This window comes from Bradyrhizobium sp. CCGUVB4N, assembly GCF_024199945.1.
In the GTDB taxonomy this organism is placed as follows: domain Bacteria; phylum Pseudomonadota; class Alphaproteobacteria; order Rhizobiales; family Xanthobacteraceae; genus Bradyrhizobium.
Genome location: NZ_JANADP010000001.1, coordinates 8,341,369 through 8,357,716, shown reverse-complemented (window position 1 = coordinate 8,357,716; position 16,348 = coordinate 8,341,369). Strand labels below are relative to the sequence as shown.

At 65.3% G+C, this 16,348-nt stretch carries 13 protein-coding genes; 9 read left to right on the top strand and 4 right to left on the bottom strand.

The window, feature by feature from the left end:
* Positions 1 to 186 precede the first annotated feature (186 nt).
* Both NLM31_RS38995 and NLM31_RS38990 read left to right on the top strand, forming a co-directional pair.
* Positions 187 to 1,680, top strand: coding sequence for an FAD-linked oxidase C-terminal domain-containing protein (locus NLM31_RS38995; protein WP_254134469.1), 1,494 nt, complete (start codon positions 187 to 189; stop codon positions 1,678 to 1,680).
* A gap of 27 nt (positions 1,681 to 1,707) precedes the next feature.
* Positions 1,708 to 2,871: an acyltransferase family protein gene (locus tag NLM31_RS38990; RefSeq protein ID WP_254195676.1), complete on the top strand. Its 1,164-nt coding sequence runs from the start codon at positions 1,708 to 1,710 to the stop codon at positions 2,869 to 2,871.
* 48 nt (positions 2,872 to 2,919) lie between these two features.
* Here NLM31_RS38990 and NLM31_RS38985 read toward each other — a convergent pair whose 3' ends face one another.
* Positions 2,920 to 3,519 carry a putative quinol monooxygenase gene (locus NLM31_RS38985; RefSeq protein WP_254195675.1) on the bottom strand — a complete coding sequence of 200 codons (600 nt, stop codon included), beginning with the start codon at positions 3,517 to 3,519 and terminating at the stop codon, positions 2,920 to 2,922.
* A gap of 68 nt (positions 3,520 to 3,587) precedes the next feature.
* Between NLM31_RS38985 and NLM31_RS38980 the strand changes: the two genes are divergently transcribed.
* The 5 genes from NLM31_RS38980 (at position 3,588) to NLM31_RS38960 (ending at position 8,751) form a co-directional block, all read left to right on the top strand.
* The gene (locus tag NLM31_RS38980; protein ID WP_254195674.1) at positions 3,588 to 4,277 is read left to right on the top strand and encodes a helix-turn-helix transcriptional regulator; all 690 of its coding nucleotides are present in this window, start codon (positions 3,588 to 3,590) and stop codon (positions 4,275 to 4,277) included.
* A 33-nt stretch (positions 4,278 to 4,310) separates the two neighbouring features.
* Positions 4,311 to 5,549 (top strand): FAD-binding protein, encoded by a 1,239-nt coding sequence (locus NLM31_RS38975; RefSeq protein WP_254195673.1) that lies wholly within the window; start codon positions 4,311 to 4,313, stop codon positions 5,547 to 5,549.
* Positions 5,546 to 6,868 carry a glycolate oxidase subunit GlcF gene (glcF, locus tag NLM31_RS38970; protein WP_254134464.1) on the top strand — a complete coding sequence of 441 codons (1,323 nt, stop codon included), beginning with the start codon at positions 5,546 to 5,548 and terminating at the stop codon, positions 6,866 to 6,868. The genes NLM31_RS38975 and glcF overlap by 4 nt, the downstream gene beginning before the upstream one ends.
* 70 nt (positions 6,869 to 6,938) lie before the next feature.
* A complete protein-coding gene (locus NLM31_RS38965; protein WP_254134463.1) occupies positions 6,939 to 7,319 on the top strand; it encodes a histone in 381 nt (126 codons plus the stop codon).
* Between the two features lie 430 nt (positions 7,320 to 7,749).
* Entirely contained in the window at positions 7,750 to 8,751 is a 1,002-nt protein-coding gene (locus NLM31_RS38960) for a TorF family putative porin (protein ID WP_254134462.1), read from the top strand.
* A gap of 198 nt (positions 8,752 to 8,949) precedes the next feature.
* Here the strand turns inward: NLM31_RS38960 and NLM31_RS38955 are convergent, their stop codons facing one another.
* Entirely contained in the window at positions 8,950 to 10,713 is a 1,764-nt protein-coding gene (locus NLM31_RS38955) for an ABC transporter ATP-binding protein/permease (RefSeq protein ID WP_254195672.1), read from the bottom strand.
* A gap of 314 nt (positions 10,714 to 11,027) precedes the next feature.
* Here NLM31_RS38955 and NLM31_RS38950 point away from each other — a divergent pair, with 314 nt between their 5' ends.
* Entirely contained in the window at positions 11,028 to 12,692 is a 1,665-nt protein-coding gene (locus NLM31_RS38950; protein ID WP_254134460.1) for an L-lactate permease, read from the top strand.
* Positions 12,693 to 12,828: 136 nt separating this feature from the next.
* Positions 12,829 to 13,227, top strand: a complete 399-nt coding sequence (locus NLM31_RS38945) for an META domain-containing protein (protein ID WP_254195671.1) — start codon at positions 12,829 to 12,831, stop codon at positions 13,225 to 13,227.
* Positions 13,228 to 13,355: 128 nt separating this feature from the next.
* On the opposite strand, the gene NLM31_RS38940 is transcribed toward NLM31_RS38945, so the two are convergent.
* Both NLM31_RS38940 and groL read right to left on the bottom strand, forming a co-directional pair.
* On the bottom strand, positions 13,356 to 14,567 hold the full coding sequence (locus NLM31_RS38940) for a hypothetical protein (protein ID WP_254134458.1): 1,212 nt from the start codon (positions 14,565 to 14,567) through the stop codon (positions 13,356 to 13,358).
* Between the two features lie 136 nt (positions 14,568 to 14,703).
* Positions 14,704 to 16,335, bottom strand: coding sequence for a chaperonin GroEL (gene groL / locus NLM31_RS38935; protein WP_254195670.1), 1,632 nt, complete (start codon positions 16,333 to 16,335; stop codon positions 14,704 to 14,706).
* Positions 16,336 to 16,348: the final 13 nt, after the last annotated feature.

Genomic DNA, 16,348 nt, shown 5'->3' with positions numbered 1-16,348 from the left:
CACGGCCCGCTCGGCTTGGACAAGCCACGAAACCATGACAGGTTTCATGGCTGCCTACTTGTCCCAGAGCGAACTCGCCGCGGATCGTGGCTCCGACTTTCGGACGGCCTACCCAAACCGCCGCGGACGTGGTTGATTTGTCGTGATAAATTGACGTGCGGAAGGATATGCCATGAAGGGTTTGATATGGCCATCATGATGCCTGCGAGCGACCAGGCGGTGCTCGCGCGCCGCGCGGAGATCGTTGCTGCATTGCGCGCAATCGTGCCGGGCGAGGGTGTGATCGATACGCCTGCCGAGATGCGGGCCTATGAATCGGATGGGCTGACCGCCTATCGGCAACCACCGATGGTCGTGGTGCTGCCCGACACCACCGAGCAGGTCTCGCTCGTCCTGAAATATTGTGCCGCCCAGGGCATCAAGGTGGTGCCACGCGGCTCCGGCACCTCGCTATCCGGCGGCGCGCTGCCGCTGGAGGACGGCGTGCTGCTGGGCCTCGGCAAGTTCAAGCGCATCCGAGAGATCGATTTCGAGAACCGCGTCGTCGTCACCGAGCCCGGCGTCACCAATCTCGCGATCAGCCAGGCGGTCGCGCATGAGGGCTTCTATTACGCGCCCGACCCGTCCTCGCAGATCGCCTGCTCGATTGGCGGCAATGTCGCGGAGAATTCCGGCGGGGTGCATTGCCTGAAATACGGCATGACCACCAACAACGTGCTCGGTTGCGAGATTGTCCTGATGAGCGGCGAGATTTTGCGCATCGGCGGCAAGGGGTGCGAGAACTCGGGTTACGATCTCATGGGCGTCATCACGGGCTCCGAGGGACTGCTCGGCGTCATCACCGAGATCACGGTGCGCATCCTGCAGAAGCCGGAGACGGCGCGCGCGCTGATGGTGGGCTTCGCAGAGGTCGAGGCAGCCGGCGAATGCGTGGCGCGCATCATCGGGGCCGGCATCATTCCCGGCGGGATGGAGATGATGGACAAGCCGGCGATCCACGCCGCTGAGGCCTTCGTCCATGCGGGCTATCCGCTCGACGTCGAAGCGCTGCTCATCATCGAGCTCGACGGTCCCAAGATCGAGGTCGACGAGCTGATCACGCGCGTCGAGACCATCGCCAACGGCTGCGGCTCCACCAGCTGCCAGATCTCGACCTCGGAGGCCGAGCGCAATCTGTTCTGGGCCGGCCGCAAGGCCGCGTTCCCCGCAGTGGGTCGCATTTCGCCCGACTATCTCTGCATGGACGGCACCATCCCGCGCGGCGCGCTGCCGAAGGCGCTCGCCCGAATTCGCGAGCTCTCGGAAAAATACCAGCTCGGCTGCGCCAACGTGTTCCACGCCGGTGACGGCAATCTGCATCCGCTCATCCTTTACGATGCCAACAAGCCCGGCGAGATCGAGCGCGCCGAAGCCTTCGGCGCCGACATCCTGCGCGCCTGCGTCGAATTTGGCGGCGTGCTCACCGGTGAGCACGGCGTCGGCATCGAGAAGCGCGATCTGATGCCGGACATGTTCACCGAGATCGACCTCAACCAGCAGCAGCGATTGAAATGCGCCTTCGACTCGCAGGGCCTGCTCAATCCCGGAAAGGTGTTTCCGACCCTGCACCGCTGCGCCGAGCTGGGCCGCATGCATGTGCACGCCGGCAAGGTGGCGTTCCCGGATATTCCGCGGTTCTGACGGCCGAAGATCCGGCGCGGTGGCGGCATGGCCGACGTTCTCATGGGGGCTACGGAAGAAGCTCCGGCCAGGCCGGCGGTGACATCGCGCCTTCTGTTCATCGACAACATCCGCTGGTCGATGATCATTCTCGTGCTGAGCATGCATGCGGCCGACACCTACAGCCCATTCGGCAATTGGTACTATGTCGATCGGAAGGAGACCGGCTTCGGCACGGCGCTGTTCTTCGGTATCTATCAGAGCTTCCTTCAGGCCTTCTTCATGGCGGCGCTGTTCTTCATCGCCGGTTATTTCGCCGCCGGTGCCTTCGATCGGAAGGGGTTCTCCAGATTTGCGCGTGACCGGCTGATCAGGCTCGGCCTGCCGACCTTGCTCTACATGTTGGTGATCGGTCCGCTGACGCAGTATTTCCTGTCCTGGACCTGGGGCAAGGGCGGCTTCGGGCATCAATGGCTGATCCATCTGAAAGATGGCGAGTGGCTCTCCGAGACGGGACCGATGTGGTTCTGCGCGGTGCTGCTGCTGGTCTCGCTGCTCTACGGCCTGATCCGCCGGGCCGGATGGCGCGAACCGCAACTGGCGCTGCGCGGCTGGGGAATCGTCCTGTTCGTTGCGGCTATGGCGGCGACCACCTTCGCCATCCGCATTGCGATCCGCGCCGATGCCTCCGTGCTCAACGTTCACCCCGGCGACATCCCGCAATATGTGCTCATGTTCGCGGCCGGCAGCCTCGGCTATCGCGGCAATTGGATGCTGGGCGTCGCCGAACGCTCCTGCATCCGCTGGGGACTGCTCGCGCTATCTCTTTCCGCACCGTTGTTCGCGGCGCTTGTGCTGTTCGGTGGCGGCCTGCACGGCGACACGGCGCTCTATGGCGGTGGCTTCAACCTTGTCAGTGCCGGGAAGTGCCTGTGGGAGGCGCTGGTCTGCGTCGGCATGGGGCTGTTGATGCTGGCCGTCTATCGCCGCCGTTTCGACGCGCAGGGCCCGGTCGCGAGATGGCTCTCGGACAACGCCTTCGGCGTCTATCTGATCCACCCGCCGATCCTGATCGGCTTCGCCCTGCTCCTGCACGCGCTGCCGCTGTTCGCACTCACGAAGGCGCTGCTGCTGACGATGCTGGCGGGGATCGGCAGCCTCGCCGTCTCGGGGTTGATCCTGCGGAAATCGCCGCTGCGCGCGATCATCTAGTCGTGCGACGCCGCGGTCCGGATCGAACCGCGGCGCCCAGGCGCGTTCCTACATGAGCGTGTATTGCGCCCGCTCGCGCTTCGCCAGCAGCGGCAGCGCTTCGCCGGCGATGTAGGTCTTGAAATGCGCGCTCTCCTGATGCGCCTTGAATGCCGCCTCGTCGCGGAACAGTTCGTAGAACAGGAACTGCGCCGGATTATCCTTGCCGCGCGAGATCAGGAACAGTTTGACACCGTCTTCGCGCTGCGCCTCCGGTAGGAAGCGGTCGAGGATGGCGGCAATCCTGTCCGCCTCGCCCGGTTTCGCCTCCCATTGCGCGACCACGAGCAGGCCGCCGCCGTCGACGGCGTCGCTGATCGATTTCTGTGTGGCATAGTGGTTCATTGTCTTTGCTCCTTGCTCTTGTGCCTGAGATGGCGCCGCCGTCCAGGGCGAGAGATAGATTGCCAGGACGGTGCCGCAGGCGCGGATCACTGACCTACGGCTGAACGCTTCACGTGCGCGCGGCGCTGGCCGCGCATGTCTCGATCGCTCCATCTGTGTCTCCATTGCTTCGTCTCGATCGCGATCGCTGCGACCATGTCGCGACGGCTTGCCGGTTGGGTTCGCCGGTGATCGAAGTGTCGATGTCGTGAACATTTCGATCATGATCGAAACGTTGCGGCGATATCCCGTGCCAGAAGCAGAATGGGTTTCGTCACAAGCCGGAGCCGGCCATGCCGACCATCGCACGTGAACTTGCTGACCTCGCAGCCCTGATCGCCGATCCCGGCCGCGCCCTGATCCTGTCGCGACTGATGGATGGACGCCCGCAAACCGCGGGTGAGCTGGCGCTGGTCGCCGGCGTCACGCCGCAGACGGCGAGCTGGCATCTCGGCCGGCTGGTGCAGCACGCGCTTCTGAAAGTCGAGCGGCGGGGGCCGCGGCGGTTTTACCGGCTCGCCACGCCGCTGGTCGCGCAGATCCTGGAGGGCATGATGACGGTCGCTGCGGCCGGTCCGCCAGGTTCACAGCCACCGGCACGGATCGATGCCGCGATGCGGCGAGCCCGGACTTGCTACGATCACCTCGCGGGCGAGCTCGGTGTCGCCCTCGCAGACGCGCTGCGGGAGCGCGACTATCTGGTGCTCGACCAGGAGGTCGGCGAGCTGACGGCAGCGGGCACGGCGTTCCTCGGCAGTTTCGGTCTCGATCTCCGCCCGTCGGCGCGGCACCGGCGGGTGCTGTGCCGGCCCTGTCTCGACTGGAGCGAACGCCGGCCGCATCTGGCCGGACGGGCAGGGGCGGCACTTGCCGAGCTGGCGTTCCAGCGCGACTGGATCCGCCGCAGGCCGCAAGGGCGCTCCGTCGAGATCACCGATAGCGGGCTCGACGCATTCCGCTCCCTGTTCGGCATCCGCATTTGATTTTGGGACCAAATTTCGTTACCCGCTAGAGGCGTGGATACGCTCAGGGTCAGAGACGCCAAAGACGTCGAAGAGGTGGTGCGCGCGGCGATTGCCAATGAGCAGCCGCTCGAGATCATCGGTCATGGCAGCAAGCGCAGCATCGGGCATGCCATGGCGACCAACGCCGTGCTCGACGTCTCCGCGCTGAATGCGGTCACCTCCTACGAGCCCAACGAGTTGATCGTGACGCTCCAGGCCGGCGCGCCGCTGGCCGACGTGCTGTCGCTGATCGATGCCAAGAACCAGCAATTCGCCTTCGAGCCGGTCAACACCGCGCCGCTGCTCGGCACACCGGCGCTCGGCACCATCGGCGGCATGATCGCGGCCGGGCTGGCCGGCCCGCGCCGGATCAAGGCCGGCGGGGCGCGCGACCATCTCCTGGGGGCGCATGCCGTCTCCGGTTTCGGTGACAGCTTCAAGACCGGCGGCAAGGTGGTGAAGAACGTCACCGGCTACGACCTCTGCAAGCTTCTCGCGGGCTCCTGGGGCACGCTGTCGGTGATGACGGAAGTGACGCTGAAGGTGATGCCGAAGCCCGAAGCCGAGCGGACGCTGCTGCTGCGCGGGCTGGACGACGCCGTCGCCAACAAGGCGATGACCGCGGCGCTCGGCTCGCCCTTCGACGTCTCCGCCGCCGCGCATCTGCCGAAATCGGCCTTCCGCGCCAGGACCGACGGGCTTGGCGATATCGCCAGCCAGAGCGAGGCGCTGACGGTGCTGCGGCTCGAGGGCATCACGGCTTCCGCCGCCCATCGCGCCGGTTCGCTGCGCGAATTGCTGGCCCCGTTCGGAACCGCCACGCTGGTCGAGGACGCCGCCTCGTCGACACTGTGGGCAACCATCCGCGACGTGCTGCCGTTCGCGGCCAGCGGCGCGCTTGGCGGCTGGCCGGTGTGGCGGATCGTCTGCCCGCCGGCGTCGGGCGCGGCGCTCGGCACGCAATTGGCGCGCGAGGCCGGCGGCGACGTCATCTACGATTGGGGCGGCGGGCTGATCTGGGCGGCGCTGCCGCCGAAGGCCGACGCGCATGCCCCGGCCGTGCGCCAGCGCGCCGATGCATTCGGCGGGCACGCCACGCTGATCCGGGCGGCCGAGGACGTCAGGCGCGGCGTCGACGTGTTCCATCCGCAAGCGCCGGGTGTCGCGGCCCTGAGCGAACGGGTCCGCGCCAGTTTCGATCCGAAGTCCATTCTGAACCGGGGACGGCTGACGCGGGGCGCTGCGGCATGAAGACCGAATTCTCACTCGCACAGCTCGCCGACCCCGACATCGCGGAAGCCGACAAGATCCTGCGCGCCTGCGTCCATTGCGGCTTCTGCACCGCGACCTGTCCGACCTACGTGCTGCTCGGCGACGAGCTCGATAGCCCGCGCGGCCGCATCTATCTGATCAAGGAGATGCTGGAGAAGGACCAGGCGCCGACGGCCGAGGTGGTCAAGCATGTCGACCGCTGCCTGTCGTGCCTTGCCTGCATGACGACCTGCCCCTCCGGGGTGAACTACATGCACCTCGTCGACCAGGCCCGTGTCAGGATCGAGCAGCGCTATCAGCGGCCGCTCGCCGAGCGGCTGCTGCGCCAGGTGCTGGCCTACGTCCTGCCGGACCCGCAGCGGTTTCGCATCAGCATGCAGCTGGCGCGGCTGGCCCGGCCCTTCGCCGTCTTCCTGCCGACCCCGCGGCCCTCGGCCACGCCCGGCCTGATCCAGCGCCTCAAGGCGATGCTGGCGCTGGCCCCCGGCCAGCTGCCGGCGCCGGGCGCGCTTCCCGGCAGCGTGTTCGCAGCGCTCGGCAAGAAGCGCGGCCGGGTCGCGCTGCTGCAGGGCTGCGCCCAGCAGGTGCTGGCGCCGCGCATCAACCAGGCTGCCATCAGCCTGCTGACCCGTCACGGGATCGAGGTCGTCCTGGTCAGGGACGAGCAATGCTGCGGCGCGCTCACCCATCATCTCGGTCACGACGACGATGCGCTGGCCAGGGCCCGCGCCAACGTCACGGCGTGGCAGAAGGAGGCCGCCGGCGAGGGGCTCGATGCCATCCTGGTGACGGCGTCCGGCTGCGGCACGGTGATCAAGGACTACGGCTATCTGCTGCGCGAGGACGGCGCGTTCGCCGCCGATGCGGCGAAGGTGTCCGCGCTTGCGAAGGACATCACTGAGTACATCGCCGGTCTTGGACTCGAACCCACCGCGCGACAGGACAACATCGTCGTCGCCTATCACTCAGCGTGTTCGTTGCAGCATGGGCAGAAAATCACGGGCCTTCCGAAAGAATTGCTTTCCAAGAATGGATTCGTGGTGAAAGATGTCCCGGAGAGCCATTTGTGTTGCGGTTCGGCGGGGACCTACAACATTCTCCAGCCTGAGCTTGCGGGCCGGTTGCGCGATCGCAAGGTCGCCAACATCGCGAGCGTCAAGCCGGACATGATTGCCGCAGGCAATATCGGCTGCATGGTGCAGATTGCCAGTGGCACGTCAGTTCCGGTCGTACACACGATTGAGCTTCTCGATTGGGCTACGGGCGGGGCGCGGCCGGCACTCAATGCGTCGCGCTGAGCTTTCGTCCGGAGGTGACGGTTGAAGGGCGCCCGATCGACCATTGTTCGGCGGCAACAGGAGGACCACGATGGCGAAAGCGAGTAAGAAAAAAAGCAAGAAGGCCAAAAAGGCCAAGAAGGTTGTAGCGGCGAAGAAGGCGACGAAGAAGAAGGCGGCCAAGAAGTCCGCCAAGAAGGCAGCGAAGAAATCGGCCAAGAAGGCTGCGCCGAAGAAGGCCGCCAAGAAGACGGCAAAGAAGGCTGCGGCCAAGAAGGCCGTGAAGAAGGCCGCGCCGAAGAAGGCAGCCAAGAAAGCAGCCAAGGCAGCAGCACCGAAGAAGGCGAAGGCAGCTCCCGCGCCGAAGCCCGCAGCTCCCGTGGCAGCGCCGGCCCCAGAGCCCGCCGCCGAGACGAGCTGGGCGATGCCTTCGTCTTCTGCGGAGCCCACGCCGGCGGAAGGGCAGGGTTAGGTTCAAGGGGCTGGGCGCCAAGCCCAGGCTTGAGGCCCGGTCCATCTCCCCGACCACGATCGATAACAGAAAGGCCGCAGCGGTGACGCTGCGGCCTTTTTGCATCGCGGCTCCGGCGGCGGGAGGCTGCCCTTTTTTGAGTCAGCTGATTCGTAGCGCGCGCGCCACGGCGCCGGCGGCCTACGTAGTATCCCGGACGCCTCTGTGCACTTTGGAGTGAAAATAATGTGATCGAGAAGCAACACCAACCGACAACCTTTCGTGGAATCGTCAGAACGCCCAAAAAGTCGGCAGATGCTCTTGTTTTTTGCTTCTCGCTTTACGTCCCTCCCTCCAGATTGCGGCGGTAACGAAATTTGCAATCAGGTCGGGTGCCCCGGGGGGCTTTCCGGAGCTCGACCGGGGTCTAGAACTGGTGATGGGGATCGAAATGAAGAAAGTGACTTTGTTGGCAACGGCGCTGGCAATGGTGACGGGCTCGGCTTTCGCGGCGGACATGCCTATGAAGGCTCTGAAGGCTCCTCCCGCGCCCGCTTTCGATCCCTGGGATATCGCCTTCGGCGGCGCGATCATGAGCGACTACATCTTCCGCGGCGTGACCCAGTCGAACCACAAGCCGTCGGTCGCCGCCTATTTCGAGCCGCGCTACAACGTCACCAAGGACCTGCAGCTGTACGCCGGCGTGTCCGCGGAGAGCATCTCCTTCGCCAACCGCGCCGCGGCTGAAGTCGACGTCTACGGCGGTATCCGTCCGACCTTCGGCGCCTTCGCCTTCGATATCGGCGTCTGGGGCTACCTGTATCCGGGCGGAAGCTGCGCCGACAACGTGCTCACGGGTGGCGTTCCCGGCGGCGGCGTTTGCCCCGTCAGCACCACGACCATCTTCCTTGCCGACGGCAATGTCATGAAGAAGGACGTCAGCTTCTTCGAAGTCTACGGCAAGCTGAACTACACCATCAACGACAACTGGGCCGTCGGCGTAAACGAGTACTACTCGCCGAACTTCCTCAACTCGGGCGCCTGGGGCAACTACTCCTCGCTGACCGCGAAGTGGACTGCGCCGAGCACCACCTTCGGTGCCTCGGGCGTCGGCATGTACGTGTCGGGTGAGTTCGGCCGGCAGTGGCTCGGCACCTCGGACGCCTTCTACGGCATCCCCGGAACGATCTATGCCAACGGCATTCCCTACAAGAGCTACAACACCTGGAACGTCGGCGTCGGCTTCACCTACAAGGTGTTCACGCTGGACCTGCGTTACTCCGGCACCGACCTGAACAAGGGTGATTGCAACGCCTTCACCAGCGCCTTCAACGCCACCGGCACCACCAACGTCACCGCGATCAACCCGGGCGGCGCCGGCTCCAACTGGTGCGGTTCGGCCGGTATCGCCAAGCTGTCCTTCGACCTGACGGCGATGAGCAACCTGAAGTAAGTTTTGTCCCGAGACGACTGACGAGGGCGGCAGAGCAATCTGCCGCCCTTTTGTTTTGCCGGGTTGCCATAGAGCTTGGTGGTCGCTCCAGGTTCGCTCGTCATGCCCGGGCTTGTCCCGGGCATCCACGTTCTCTTCTGTGCTTCCGGCAAGGTCGTGGATGGCCGGGACAAGCCCGGCCATGACGATCTCGAGATATCAGCGCGCCGCGCTCGGCTCCGGCTCGGCCGGCGCATCGCCATTGCCCAGCACATGGATCGCGCCGTCCTTTGCCATCGCCACCTTGCGGGTGTGGAAGGCGTCGAGCGTCGCGCGGTGGCCGATCGAGACGATGGTGGCCTGCGGCAGCTTCTCCGCCAGCAGCCGGTACAGCCGCGCCTCGGACGGCTCGTCGAGCGAGGCGGTGGCCTCGTCGAGGAAGAGATAGTCCGGCCCATGCAGCAGCGCGCGGGCGAGCCCGAGGCGCTGTTGCTCGCCGAGCGACAGCATCCGGTTCCAGTGGCCGTCCTCGCCCAGCCGGTCGGCGAGGTCAGGCAGGCCGACGGCGATGACCGCATCCCGGATCTGGGTCGGCTGGAACGCGCCCGGTGCCGCGGGATAGATCACGGCGTCACCCAGCGTGCCGACCGGGAAATAGGGGCGTTGCGGCAGCATCATCAGCTTCGCCTGCGCGGGGACGGCGATGGTGCCGGTGCCGAACGGCCAGATGCCGGCGATGGCCCGGAACAGCGTCGACTTGCCGGAGCCGGACGGCCCGGTCACCAGCACGCGCTCCGAAGCCTGGATGGCGAAGCCGTCGGCTGCGACCAGCGGCGTGCCGTTGGGGAGATACACGCAGAGCTTATCGAGGCCGATCGTGCGGCTGCCGCCGGCCACCCTGAGTTCGATCGTGGCCTCATGCGCCGGCAGGTTTGCCGCCGTCTCGACCGACATCTCGAAGCCGTCGAGACGCGCGACGATCGCGCGCCATTCCGCAATCGTTCGATAGGCCGTGACGAAGAACGACAGCGCATCCTGCACCTGGCCGAAGGCCGAGCCGGTCTGCATCATGTCGCCGAGCTGGATGCTCTTGGCGAAGTAGGCGGGTGCGACCACCACATAGGGAAAGATCGTCGCGGCCTGACCGTAGCTCGCCGTGAAGGCGGTGAGGCGCTTGGTCCGGCTCATGATCGCATACCAGTTGCCGATGACGTGGCCGAAGCGCTGCAGCAGATGGCCTCGCTCCGCGTTCTCTCCTTTCAAGAGAGCAATCTGCTCGGAATTTTCGCGCACGCGGATCAGGTTGAAGCGGAAGTCGGCCTCGTAGCGCTGCTTCTCGAAATAAAGATTGATCAGCGGCCTGCCGATCCAGTGCGTCAGTGCCGTACCCAGAAGCGCGTAGGCCAGCGCGCACCAGACCAGGAAACCCGGGATGACGATATCGGTGCCGTAAATGTGCAGGGGCGCCTTGTTGGACAGGCCCCAGAGGATGACGATGAACGATGCCAGCGTCACGATCGATGACAGCAGGCCGAGACCGAGGACGAGCGTTTGCTCGACGAAGTTCGTGACGTCCTCGGTGAGGCGCTGGTCCGGGTTGTCGGCGGCATCGCCCTTCAGCTGCATGCGGTAGTGTGTGGCGCCGTTGAGCCATTCGCCGAGATAGTGTTGCGTCATCCATCGCCGCCAGCGGATCTGCAGCCACTGGTTCAGGTAAAGCTTGTAAACGGCCAGCGCGACGTAGGTGAAGGCAAGGCCGAGGAAGATCCAGACCTGCATGACGAACTCGTTCAGATCGTAGGCCTGGAGCGCGCTGTAGAACCGGTTCTGCCACTGATTGAGCAGCACGTTGATCGCGACGAGCGTCAGCTCCATTGCGACGACGACGCCGAGCAGGCCGCGGCCGGCCCATTTGTCCTCCGATCGGAAATAGGGACCGGCGATTCGCCAGACGGTCGCGAGCGTGGCGCTGATGTTCTTCACAGAGGGGGATCTCCTGACGGATATTCACAGCGGCGCCAGAGCCAAGCGGCTGAGGCGATGGCAGAAAATGGGTGCGCTTAGACTAAAGTCGCAAGTTCTGCAATTTGCGTTGGCTAGCCGCGGCTTGCAACCCTAGCATGGGTACAACGGCGTGGGGTGGGGGCCTCCTGATTTTCGCGAGCTTGTGAGCAGCCGGGAACCGCGGCTTTCGCGAGGAATTCGCGTCCAACTCGGGGGTTATCGCTTCCAACGTCAAGCAGGTCCGCCGTCCACGCTGGCCGGCCTGCGGCATAAACGCGTGGGGGAGGAAGACCATGTGGAATCAAATCTATGATCCGCTGCACAGCCCCGTGCTGTCGACGATCGCGGCGGCGATACCCGTCGTCACGCTTCTGGTCCTGATCGCGAGCGGGCGCGTTCAGGCTCACATCGCAGCCATCGTCGCCGTGATCGTGACCAACCTGATCACGATCTTCGTTTTCACCATGCCGGTGAACATGTCGATCCGCGCCTCGATCCTCGGCATCGTGACCGGCTTCTTCCCGATCGGCTGGATCGTGCTCAACGTCATCTTCCTCTACCAGGTGACGGTCACGACCGGGCGGTTCGAACTGTTGAAGCGCGCGGTCGGCGGCGTCACCGAGGACCGGCGGCTGCAATTGCTGCTGATCGCCTTCTCCTTCGGCGCCTTCTTCGAGGGCGCCTCGGGCTTCGGCACGCCGGTGGCGATCACCGGCGCCGTGCTGATCGGCCTCGGCTTCTCGCCGCTCGCGGCTTCCGGCCTGTCGCTGATCGCCAACACCGCGCCTGTCGCCTTCGGCGCGCTGGGGACGCCGATCCAGGGCCTCGCCTCCGTCACCGGGCTCGATCCCTACATCCTCGGCGCGATGGTCGGGCGGCAATTGCCGCTGTTCTCGCTGATCGTGCCGTTCTGGGTGGTGTGGGCCTTCGCGGGCTGGAAGGGCATGAAGGATGTCTGGCCGGCGATCCTCGTCACCGGCGTGACGTTCGCGGTCCCGCAGTTCGTGATCTCGAACTACGTCAATCCCTGGATCGTCGACATCGGCGCGTCGCTGATCTCGATGGGCGCGCTGATCCTGTTCCTGAAGGTCTGGCAGCCGAAGCAGCTCTGGCTGTCGCCGGCGCTGCGCGGACATGATGAATCGGCTGCGACGATGGCCGCGGCAAAGCCGATCGACAAGACGCCGTTGACCCAAAGCGAGCTCTTCAGTGCGTTGTTGCCGTGGATCATCGTCTGCGTCGTGATGCTGATCTGGGGCAATGGGGCCTTCAAGACCTGGGCGAACTCGATCTTCGTCTGGAACTATCCCGTTCCCGAGCTGCACCAGATGATCAACAAGATGCCGCCGGTCGCACCAGGGCCGACCAAGGAAGGGGCGGTGTTCGGCTTCACCTACCTGTCCTTCACCGGCACCGGCATGCTGATTGCGGCGATCATCTCCGGCGTCCTGATGGGCGTTGGTCCCGGCAGGCTGCTGGTTGAATACGGCCGCACCATCCGGCTCTGCGCGATCTCGCTGATCACGATCTCGGCGATGCTCGCGATCGGAACGCTGACGCGCCTCTCGGGCGTCGACGCGACGCTGGGTCTCGCCTTTGCCGCAACCGGCGTGCTCTATCCCTTCTTCGGCACGTTGCTCGGCTGGTTGGGCGTGGCGCTGACTGGATCGGATACGTCGTCGAACATCCTGTTCGGCAACCTCCAGAAGATCACCTCGCAGCAGCTCGGCCTGTCGCCGATCCTGATGGCGGCGGCGAACTCGTCCGGCGGCGTGATGGGCAAGATGATCGACGCGCAATCGATCGTCGTCGCCTCCACCGCGACCAATTGGTACGGCCACGAAGGCACGATCCTGCGCTTCGTGTTCTGGCACTCGATCGTGCTGGCCTGCCTCGTCGGTGTGTTCGTGACGTTGCAAGCCTATGTCTATCCGTTCACGGAGCTCGTCCTGAAGTAGCAGCGACGGTCCGGCATTGACGAAAAGCCCCGCGGGATCGTCCCGCGGGGCTTTTTGCGTCCTGGATCGGCGAACCTTCTCAAAGGCTTTGCCGTCTTATAAAAGACCCCGCAAAGCGGGTCGGTCGAGAGGTCTCATGGTATCGTTGAAGCAGATGGTGTGCGCGGCGGCTGCGTTGCTCGTGATGTCCACCGTTGCGCGTGCGGAAGAGGGCTTTCCCTTCGGCACCGAGATGACGCTGGAGGCCGTGCCGCAACCCGGCTCGAAGCGAATCCCGAACATCGAGATCGGCGACAATGGCGAGGTCGTGCTCGAGCTCTGGTGCAAGGGCGGCAAGGGCCAGTTCTCGGTCGCCGGCAACACCGTGATTTTCGTTCCCGGCGCAATTCAGGATCGGTCCTGTCCGCCGGCAAAGGCCCAGGCGGATGACGATCTCGTCGCCGCTCTCGTCGCCGTCGAGACCTGGAAACGTCAGGGCGATGTGCTCACGCTGATCGGCCCGAAGCCGCTGCGCTTCCGCGCCAACGGCAATTAGGTTTCTCCGTCATGCCCCGCGAAGGCGGGGCATCCAGGACGCCGCGGCCTATCGATTCAAGCACGGCCGTCTCGGAGTACTGGATCGCCCGGTCAAGCCGGGCGATGACAGCGCGTCGAGAGCTCCGCCTACTTCCACACCGACTTATCGGCGTCCCAGCGCTGGCCCTTCAGCTCCTTGGCGAGGGCCTCGATCGAGCCGTTGTCGTCGGGCTGGTCGCCTTCCTCATCGGCCGTCGCGTCATCGGAAACGTTGAGCTTGGCGCCGGTGCTCTCGTCGGCGGTGGTGGTCGAGGGGCTGCCGATCCAGACCATCAGCTTGTCTGATGTCCCCGGCTTGTCGGCGGAGATGAGGCCCGAGACCTCGATCGTGTCGGTGAGCTCGAGCGCCGGGAAATCCTGGTTCGGCCGTTTGAAAACGAGCTTGAGCTTGCCGGTGGCGGCGTCGAAGCCCTGCGAGGCCGGCTTGGCTGCGAGCGTCTTGCTCAGCACGCCGGCAATTGCAGTGGCGAGCTTGTCGCGGTTGATCTTGTCGCCGTCGCGCCAGTCGGCGGCGGGAATGCGGACGGTGCGGTCCATCTCGGCAAGCCCTGCGGTCCAGCCCGCGGCCGTGACGCCCGGCATCGCCTTGAATTTCGCGAGCAGCGCGGCCGAGCGCTCCGGATCGACCGACATGTTGATGGTCTGCTCCCCGGCGCGCAGCGCGTCGCAGCCGACGGAGAGACTTGCCAGCGTCACCTCGACGTCCTGGCCCTTGAGGCTTTTCAGGAACTCGGTCGCGTTATCCAGCTTGACCTTGACCGCGATCGCTTCCGGCGACACTTCGGTAAAATCCTTCGGCTGGGGCGTGATGCCGTCGTCGGTGGTCTGGTTGTCCAAGAATTCCTTCTCGCTGAGATCGGCATTATCAGGCGAGGTCACTTCGGTCATGGTCTGGCCGATGCCGATCTGGCCGCGGAACTCGAAGGTGTCGCCGGTCGGCTTGCGCGTGAGCTTGACGGTGACCGGCGCCTTCGCGCCGAGGCTTTGCGTCGTTCCACTCAGCGTCTGGCCGGAGATCTGGAGATTGACGACGAAGCGGTCCTTGCGATCGGAGTTCTTGGCGACGGGGTAGCAGACGTCGAGCACCGCCGCGGTGACCGTCTTGCCCTGCCGGGTCTCCTTCAGGATCACGTCGGCATTGCCGTCCATCAGCCCGTCGATCGAGGTGAAATAGCGCGTCTCCATGCCGCCGGGCGCCGTGGCCTTCGGCGACAGCTTCATCTGGGCTGAGGCGACCTCGGGCGATACTGCAATCAGGGCGGCCAGAAGGGCTGTCGAACAAACCAGAAGCGCGCGCATCGACGAAATCCTCGGAGGAACAGAATCGGGCGCCACCGTAGTGGGTTTTGGCCGCCGGTTGAAGCGCAGGCCAGTGTCGGCAAAAAAGAAGGCCGCCCGGAGGCGGCCTTCGCAACACTGTCGGGTGAGGATGGGCTTAGAAGCCGCCCATGCCGCCGCCGGCCGGCATGGCGGCCGGAGCGTCCTTCTTCGGCGCTTCGGCGACCATCGCTTCGGTGGTCACCAGCAGGCCGGCCACGGAGGAGGCGTCCTGCAGCGCGGTGCGCACCACCTTGGCGGGATCGATGATGCCCTTCTCGATCATGTCGACATAGTCCTCGGTCTGGGCGTCGAAGCCGAAGGTCTCGGACTTGTTCTCGAGGATCTTGCCGACCACGATCGAGCCCTCGACGCCGGCATTCTCCGAGATCTGGCGGATCGGAGCTTCCAGCGCCTTCAGCACGATGTTGATGCCGGCCTGCACGTCGGCATTGGCGTTGGTGAGACGGCCGACCGCCTTCTTGGCGCGCAGCAGCGTGACGCCGCCGCCGGGGACGATGCCTTCCTGCACCGCGGCGCGGGTGGCGTTGAGCGCGTCCTCGACGCGGTCCTTCTTCTCCTTGACCTCGATCTCGGTGGCACCACCGACGCGGATCACGGCGACGCCGCCGGCGAGCTTGGCGAGACGCTCCTGGAGCTTCTCACGGTCGTAGTCCGAGGTGGTCTCCTCGATCTGGGCCTTGATCTGGCCGACGCGGGCCTCGATCTCCGGCTTCTTGCCGGCGCCCTTGACGATCGTGGTGTTCTCCTTGTCGATCACGACCTTGCCGGCACGACCCAGCATCTTCACCGTGACGTTCTCGAGCTTCATGCCGAGATCTTCCGAGATCAGCTGACCGCCGGTCAGGATCGCGAGGTCTTCCAGCATGGCCTTGCGGCGGTCACCGAAGCCCGGCGCCTTGACGGCGGCGACCTTGAGGCCGCCACGCAGGCGGTTGACGACCAGGGTGGCCAGCGCCTCGCCCTCGACGTCCTCGGCGATGATGACGAGCGGCTTGCCCGACTGCACCACGGCTTCGAGCACCGGCAGCATGGCCTGGAGGCCGGAGAGCTTCTTCTCGTGCAGCAGGATGTAGGCGTCCTCGAGCTCGGCGGTCATCTTCTCGGGGTTGGTGACGAAGTAGGGCGACAGATAGCCGCGGTCGAACTTCATGCCCTCGACGATGTCGACTTCGGTGTCGAGCGACTTGTTTTCCTCGACGGTGATGACGCCCTCGTTGCCGACCTTCTGCATCGCCTGGGCGATCATCTTGCCGATGGCGGCATCGCCGTTGGCCGAGATGGTGCCGACCTGGGCGACCTCGGAGGAGGCGGCAACCGGCTTGGCGCGCTTCTCGATGTCCTTGACGACGGCGGTCACCGCGGTGTCGATGCCGCGCTTGAGGTCCATCGGATTCATGCCGGCGGCAACCGCCTTGGCGCCTTCGCGCACGATGGCCTGGGCCAGCACGGTCGCGGTGGTGGTGCCGTCGCCGGCGAGGTCGTTGGTCTTGGAGGCGACCTCACGCACCATCTGGGCGCCCATGTTCTCGAACTTGTCCTCGAGCTCGATCTCCTTGGCGACGGTGACGCCGTCCTTGGTGATGCGGGGCGCGCCGAACGACTTCTCGATGACGACGTTGCGGCCCTTCGGGCCGAGCGTCACCTTGACGGCGTTGGCGAGAATGTCGACGCCGCGCAGCATGCGATCGCGCGCGTCTCCGGAAAACTTGACGTCCTTGGCAGCCATGGTCTGCTATCCC

What these genes read in the sequence shown, in the direction of transcription:
- NLM31_RS38995 (WP_254134469.1), top strand. Translation starts at nt 187, where the DNA reads ATGGCCATCATGATGCCTGCGAGCGACCAGGCGGTGCTCGCGCGCCGC.
- NLM31_RS38990 (WP_254195676.1), top strand. Translation starts at nt 1,708, where the DNA reads ATGGCCGACGTTCTCATGGGGGCTACGGAAGAAGCTCCGGCCAGGCCG.
- NLM31_RS38985 (WP_254195675.1), bottom strand. Translation starts at nt 3,519, where the DNA reads ATGATCGAAATGTTCACGACATCGACACTTCGATCACCGGCGAACCCA.
- NLM31_RS38980 (WP_254195674.1), top strand. Translation starts at nt 3,588, where the DNA reads ATGCCGACCATCGCACGTGAACTTGCTGACCTCGCAGCCCTGATCGCC.
- glcF (WP_254134464.1), top strand. Translation starts at nt 5,546, where the DNA reads ATGAAGACCGAATTCTCACTCGCACAGCTCGCCGACCCCGACATCGCG.
- NLM31_RS38965 (WP_254134463.1), top strand. Translation starts at nt 6,939, where the DNA reads ATGGCGAAAGCGAGTAAGAAAAAAAGCAAGAAGGCCAAAAAGGCCAAG.
- NLM31_RS38960 (WP_254134462.1), top strand. Translation starts at nt 7,750, where the DNA reads ATGAAGAAAGTGACTTTGTTGGCAACGGCGCTGGCAATGGTGACGGGC.
- NLM31_RS38950 (WP_254134460.1), top strand. Translation starts at nt 11,028, where the DNA reads ATGTGGAATCAAATCTATGATCCGCTGCACAGCCCCGTGCTGTCGACG.
- NLM31_RS38945 (WP_254195671.1), top strand. Translation starts at nt 12,829, where the DNA reads ATGGTATCGTTGAAGCAGATGGTGTGCGCGGCGGCTGCGTTGCTCGTG.
- NLM31_RS38940 (WP_254134458.1), bottom strand. Translation starts at nt 14,567, where the DNA reads ATGCGCGCGCTTCTGGTTTGTTCGACAGCCCTTCTGGCCGCCCTGATT.
- groL (WP_254195670.1), bottom strand. Translation starts at nt 16,335, where the DNA reads ATGGCTGCCAAGGACGTCAAGTTTTCCGGAGACGCGCGCGATCGCATG.